The organism is Methylicorpusculum sp. (assembly GCF_030651835.1).
GTDB lineage: Bacteria > Pseudomonadota > Gammaproteobacteria > Methylococcales > Methylomonadaceae > Methylicorpusculum.
Window position 1 is genome coordinate 1 of record NZ_JAUSBX010000016.1, and the last position, 5,490, is coordinate 5,490.

A 5,490-nucleotide genomic window follows, 5' to 3' on the forward strand; every position below is an offset into this window, starting at 1 on the left:
TTTTGGAAAACTGAGAACCCTGATCGAATACAAGGTCGCTATGACATGCGCTACGGTGGTTATCGTTGATAGATGGTTTCCAAGCTCTAAAACCTGCAGTGTATGCGGCGCTATCCATGAACTGAAGTTATCGGATAGAACTATGAACTGCGAGTGCGGAAACACGCTAGACCGTGATTTAAACGCAGCAATAAATTTAAAGAATTATGCCGTAAGCTCTACGGTGCCAGCCTGTGGAGAGAAAAGCGCTGACGCTAAGCTATTGGTAGTGTGAAACTATTCTCTATGAATCAGGAAGAAAAACTTAGGTTTAATTGAAAATCATAGGTTATTCAGAGCGGTTGCCTGCTACACTTGTACTGTATTTCCGTACATATGGAGTCAAATATGGACACAGTTAGCGTAAACCAGTTTAGAGATAAACTAAAATCCCTTGTAGAACATGTAGTTACTAGTCATGTCCCCCTAAAGGTAACTCGTAGGGCCGGCGAAGCTTTTGTGGTTATGAGTGCAGACGACTGGGAGCGAGAACAGGAAACTCTCTACGTTCTCCAGAACAGCAGCCTAATGAAACAGATTGCTGATTCAATGGTAACTCACAAAAACAGCTCTGGCTATACCCCGACCAGCGACGAACTGAATGAGATCACTCGTATTTGAGGGTAGAACCTGGGAAACCTACGAAGAGCTTCGTGACAAAGATAAAAAGCTACACAAAGCTCTCTGCAAACTCTTAAAAGAAATGCTAAGTGATGACCCAAGCAAAGGCTTGGGTAAACCCGAGCAGCTTCGACACAACCTAACTGGATTTTGGTCGAGGCGAGTTTCTCAAAAAGATCGACTCATTTATAAATTTGACGAAAAATCCATTTACATCTTTGCAATTGGTGGGCATTACGAAGACCACTAAATTCAGGGTGTCCTTACATTACGGCAAAGGGCGCGCCGCTAACAAACAATGAGGCAAGTCTTGCATTTGCAATCGTTAGCTTGAAATTATCAACTGGATCTTGTGTGTTTTGATTGATTGCAAGACTTGGCTCCGTTTACTACTCCTTGCTTAGGCGAACCGAACTCTACTTTGCCAGATTTGTAAGAAGACGGTCATGCCCGCCGGAAAGCGGGTATCCAGTGCCAGGGAGGGTAAGCTTCGAACCCTCCCTGGAGTCTGGGTTCCGGCAATCCGTGCCGGAATGACTGCCTTCGTTAAGGAAAGAAATTAAACCAAAAAACACAACCCGCAATAAAAAGGCATAAACCGTAGGGCGTTTTCGCGCTAGCAAAACGCAACAGCCTTCAAAGCCATGACGGATTGCCGGTTGGCGAATCCGCCTCACCGGATTAGGCAAATGGTGGCATTTAATTTTACGCTGACCCCCCCAGTTATTCCCTTTTGCTCCGCTAATGTGCGCTGCTTGAGGTATCAGTATTTTGCGGTTTGTTAGCAGCTTCAGCTTGTAGACGCTCAACCAGCCAGACTTTTATAATTGATTGCCGCGTAACACCTATGCGAGCAGCTTCACGATCTAGAGATTCGATCACCCAAGATGGGAAATCGACATTGATACGTTTTTGAATTTGGTTGACACGACGACCACGCGAAAGATCAAGATCGTCAGTAATATCTTCTTTTCCTTCATCAAATTTTTTATCGAAATCTTTAGCTTTCATATAACTCTACCTCTTTCTTGCGAGATCGCCTGACAGATATCAGACGGACTTTCTCATTTCTGTAGGTGACAACGGCCGACCAGTGCTTTGCCGCGATACGGCCAATGACAATAAATCGAGTTTCATTGTCGGATTTAGCAGGGAACTCGAGAAGATCAGGGTCATCCCAAAGTTCCTGGGCCGCATGGAAGTCAATTCCATGTTTTTCCAAATTGGCCTGACTCTTATCGTCATCGTATTCGAAATCACTCATGAGTATAAAATATTCCTTTTTTACTCATTTAACAAGGCAGAAAGTTGGGCTTGACATCCTCTGTGCCCTGAAGAGACGGTGATTCCTAGTGCTAGCGTATGATGTCCTATACGGAGAATATTCTTAGCCGCGTTCTGATCGCGGTCACTATCTAAAGACCTTGCATCCCTTTGGATTTACAATCAAGTTGTACCTTGAGCATTGCCCATCCGAAGAGTGGTAAAAAACATGTCAAAATAAACAGTATTTTTTGATGCTTAAATTTCATGTAAAAATTCATGTAAAACTCACTTGTTAAATCGTTAAATAAACCCCAAAAAACAGCTACACGAAGGGGCGTTCGAGAAAGCAAAAAACACGATCTCCTATGGGTATGTTACTGACTAAAAAAAACGCGTCAGTAACACGCGTCAGTAACACGCGTCAGTAACATTTGTTACTGACTAATAGTTGACCTGGTAATTAGGTACTAAATTAGGTGCTAAATTAGGTACTAAATTAGGTACTAAATTAGGTACTAAATTAGGCACTAAATTAGGCACTAAGTTAGGTGCTAATATGTGCATCATTTTATGCAAGCTCATCAAAAATTAATCGGATGCAACAATCAGGATAAACGGTTTTATTCTTCATCAATCAAAATCGGAGGTAATTACTCAGCGAAATTAACTTACGTCCTGTTGTAAAAATAGGGTATGGCTTTGCTAGCTTTTTCAGCTACCAATCCAATCAGAGAATAAAGTCTGGCAATTTGCCTTCAAAAAGCAGGGTCAGTGCTTCGGTGGCCGATACATCAGTTTACGGCACGTTGATAAATAGCTACGGACCCGGCAAAAGAGATCAGCTCCGATTTTAGATCGAAAGCAACCGGAAATTTTCTAATGGCGCTTGGTCATTCGAATATCATTTTCCGCCGATAATGAAAATCGAAAGCGGCACCGGCACCGACTTGAGCAGGAACATGGACACGAGCAAGATGCGAGGCGATCCATTTTCTTGCTTAGATGCACCAAATTCAACTTTGCCAGATTTGTAAGAATACGGTCATACCCGACTGGAATCGGGTATCTAGTGCCATTGACGATAAGCTTCGAACCCTCCCTGGAGTCTGGGTTCCGGCAATGCATGCCGGAATGACTGCCTTCGTTAAAGAAAAGAAATTAATCCAAAAAACACACGCCGCAATAAAAAAGGCATAACCCGTAGGGCGTTTTCGCGATAGCAAAACGCCAACAGCCTTCAAAGCCATGGCGAATCCGCCCTACAGGGATAGACAAAGGGTGGCAATTAATTTTACGCTGACCCCAGTTATTACTATATTAGTAATAAATATTTCCAGTTATGCATTTATCCGGTAATATTAATTTCTGGATTGGCAGATTGACCTTGTCAGCTCCAACTAAATGGGGATTAACAACCGCAGCTCGATAAGAGGCAAAATGATCGATACATTGAAGGAAATAATCCTGGATTTTCAGGAGATTGATTTATACACAGGAACTCCACGACTCATTGAAGTGACGCCCGTCACAGAGAAGGCCACTATTTGTATAGGCGTTCGACGCGGCGGTAAATCGACCTTTCTATTCCAGCTGATGAAGCGCTTACTCGACAGCGGGGTAGACAGGCAGAATATCCTTTACCTTAATTTTTTCGATGACCGTTTACACCATCTTCAACATGAAGGCTTAGCCGTAATTCTCGAAGCTTACTTCTCACTGTTCCCGGAAAAAAAGAACAAAGAAAAAATCTACTGTTTTTTTGACGAGATACAGATGATCCATGGCTGGGAGCCTTTTGTGGACCGCCTGATGAGAACAGAAAAATGTGAAGTTTACATTACCGGCTCATCGGCGCAAATGTTGTCGAAAGATATTGCGACGCAGATGCGGGGGCGGGCCCTGTCATGGGAAATCTTCCCTTTCTCTTTTCAGGAGTTCCTTGATTGCCGGGGTATTGAAAATCGGGGGCCGCTTTCGACGCGGAAACGACTTCTTATACAGAAAGGGTTTGAAGATTTCTGGACAACTGGAGGTTTCCCAGAAGTTGTAAACCTTGATAAATCGCTACGGATAAAAATTCATCAGGAATATTTTAGCGCGATATTATTCCGTGATCTCGTCGAACGGCATGATATTTCTCACCCGAGAGCGGTTGTGGATCTTGCTCACTGGCTGATCGACAACACCGCATCGTTGTATTCAATCAACAACCTGACCGGCTATCTCAAGTCGCTTGGACATAAGGTGCCAAAATCTGCCGTATCCGATTATCTTGAATGGTTTGAAGACGCCTACGTCATGTTTACGGTGCGTATTTTTGATGCATCTTTGGCACGATCGAATACAAACCCAAAGAAGATATACTGCATCGACCACTCCCTGGTTACTTCCGTAAGTTCAGGAATCCTCATCAACTCAGGGCATTTATTGGAAAACTTAGTGTTCACTGCTTTGCGCCGATTAACTCCCGATATTTTTTATTTCAAAACCAAAGGGGGTAAGGAAGTGGATTTCATTGCCAAGGAAAGCGATGGTTCCCTGATGCTTGTTCAGGTCTGCGAATCAATTGCTAACGCCAAAACAAAGAACCGAGAAGTAGCCGCGCTTAAGGAGGCAATGTCCGAGTTGCAATTATCTTCAGGCATCATTGTCACCCGCAATGAAGAAGACAGAATTGTTGTCGACTCCGGTCAAATCAACGTTGTTCCTGCTTGGCGTTTCATTTTAAACGTCACCGAGCAGAGAACACTTAAGATCACTAACTAGAGTGAGTGTGAATATGGCAGAGAAACCAAGACCGGAATCAATCATCTCCATCGTTAACGCAAAATCTGCTGACATCGAGCAAACGGATCAGACAATCATCCATGAATCCGTTGGCGTGGTCATGGCTCTGGATCAATTAAGGGAGTCATTGAATCTGGTGGAGACCCACCTGAATAACCGTGAGTTCGCAAAAGCTTCCCATGTGGGTTATCAGGAGGTCGCGCATAATTTTGTTTTCTTGCAAAGGACATTGGCAGGGATTCAATCGGCCGCATTGCAAAAGGAATCCCTGATTTCCAGTGTTGCGCAAGAGGCTAATGCAGCTTATGAAGATGTTGCGCCTTATGTGGAGGAGAGAATGGAATCGGCTGTGAAAAAGCCTGTTTGAATGATGGCGCACGCCTAACCTACAATTATTTTATATATCCGCCAAGATCATTCAAGGTTTTTTGTTCTAAAAGATCTCCTGACTAGCAAGCTGTTTCAGCTAAATCCATAAGCGTCCGTCATGCCCGTCTGGAAACGGGCATCCAGTGCCATGGATGGTAAGCTTCGAGCTATCCATGGTGTCTGGAATTCGGTAATCACTACTAAAATCACGCGGTCGGCTAGGGAAAATGAGTTAGAGCTGAAGATCAGGTTTATTTTGCTCTGACCCGAATGGCACTTACTTAAGCTTCTTCGGATGCCCATATTTTTTCACGTGTTCCCTCGCCTGACCTCTTGGCACAACAAGTAACGGATAGGGTTTCGGTCTTCGTTTTACAGCTCTTGGTTCGATCCGACCGGAACGATTTC

At 43.9% G+C, this 5,490-nt stretch carries 7 protein-coding genes and 1 pseudogene; 5 read left to right on the top strand and 3 right to left on the bottom strand.

Annotated features, from left to right (window positions below; all coding sequences use genetic code 11):
• The 3 genes from Q7V32_RS02080 to Q7V32_RS02090 all read left to right on the top strand — a co-directional run.
• The coding region (locus Q7V32_RS02080; RefSeq protein ID WP_304895334.1) for a zinc ribbon domain-containing protein at window positions 1-274 on the top strand (274 nt) is incomplete at its 5' end.
• 113 nt (window positions 275-387) lie between these two features.
• Window positions 388-660: a type II toxin-antitoxin system Phd/YefM family antitoxin gene (locus Q7V32_RS02085; protein WP_304895335.1), complete on the top strand. Its 273-nt coding sequence runs from the start codon at window positions 388-390 to the stop codon at window positions 658-660.
• Entirely contained in the window at window positions 641-910 is a 270-nt protein-coding gene (locus Q7V32_RS02090; RefSeq protein ID WP_304895336.1) for a Txe/YoeB family addiction module toxin, read from the top strand. The genes Q7V32_RS02085 and Q7V32_RS02090 overlap by 20 nt, the downstream gene beginning before the upstream one ends.
• A gap of 491 nt (window positions 911-1,401) precedes the next feature.
• On the opposite strand, the gene brnA is transcribed toward Q7V32_RS02090, so the two are convergent.
• From brnA to Q7V32_RS02105, 3 genes and pseudogenes are all read right to left on the bottom strand, one after another.
• Window positions 1,402-1,671, bottom strand: a complete 270-nt coding sequence (brnA, locus tag Q7V32_RS02095; protein ID WP_304895337.1) for a type II toxin-antitoxin system BrnA family antitoxin — start codon at window positions 1,669-1,671, stop codon at window positions 1,402-1,404.
• Complete coding sequence (locus tag Q7V32_RS02100; protein ID WP_304895338.1) at window positions 1,661-1,924, bottom strand: BrnT family toxin; 264 nt, start codon at window positions 1,922-1,924, stop codon at window positions 1,661-1,663. The genes brnA and Q7V32_RS02100 overlap by 11 nt, the downstream gene beginning before the upstream one ends.
• 729 nt (window positions 1,925-2,653) lie before the next feature.
• Window positions 2,654-2,835, bottom strand: a pseudogene (locus Q7V32_RS02105) (IS66 family transposase); the annotation flags it as partial.
• A gap of 528 nt (window positions 2,836-3,363) precedes the next feature.
• On the opposite strand from Q7V32_RS02105, the gene Q7V32_RS02110 reads away from it, so the two are divergent.
• Together Q7V32_RS02110 and Q7V32_RS02115 are read left to right on the top strand one after the other, a co-directional pair.
• Entirely contained in the window at window positions 3,364-4,692 is a 1,329-nt protein-coding gene (locus Q7V32_RS02110; RefSeq protein WP_304895339.1) for an ATP-binding protein, read from the top strand.
• Between the two features lie 13 nt (window positions 4,693-4,705).
• Window positions 4,706-5,080 (top strand): hypothetical protein, encoded by a 375-nt coding sequence (locus Q7V32_RS02115; RefSeq protein ID WP_304895340.1) that lies wholly within the window; start codon window positions 4,706-4,708, stop codon window positions 5,078-5,080.
• Window positions 5,081-5,490 lie beyond the last annotated feature (410 nt).

Excerpts from the sequence above, each read along its gene's own strand:
- brnA (WP_304895337.1), bottom strand. The coding sequence starts at position 1,671 with ATGAAAGCTAAAGATTTCGATAAAAAATTTGATGAAGGAAAAGAAGAT.
- Q7V32_RS02100 (WP_304895338.1), bottom strand. The coding sequence starts at position 1,924 with ATGAGTGATTTCGAATACGATGACGATAAGAGTCAGGCCAATTTGGAA.
- Q7V32_RS02115 (WP_304895340.1), top strand. The coding sequence starts at position 4,706 with ATGGCAGAGAAACCAAGACCGGAATCAATCATCTCCATCGTTAACGCA.
- Q7V32_RS02085 (WP_304895335.1), top strand. The coding sequence starts at position 388 with ATGGACACAGTTAGCGTAAACCAGTTTAGAGATAAACTAAAATCCCTT.
- Q7V32_RS02110 (WP_304895339.1), top strand. The coding sequence starts at position 3,364 with ATGATCGATACATTGAAGGAAATAATCCTGGATTTTCAGGAGATTGAT.
- Q7V32_RS02090 (WP_304895336.1), top strand. The coding sequence starts at position 641 with ATGAGATCACTCGTATTTGAGGGTAGAACCTGGGAAACCTACGAAGAG.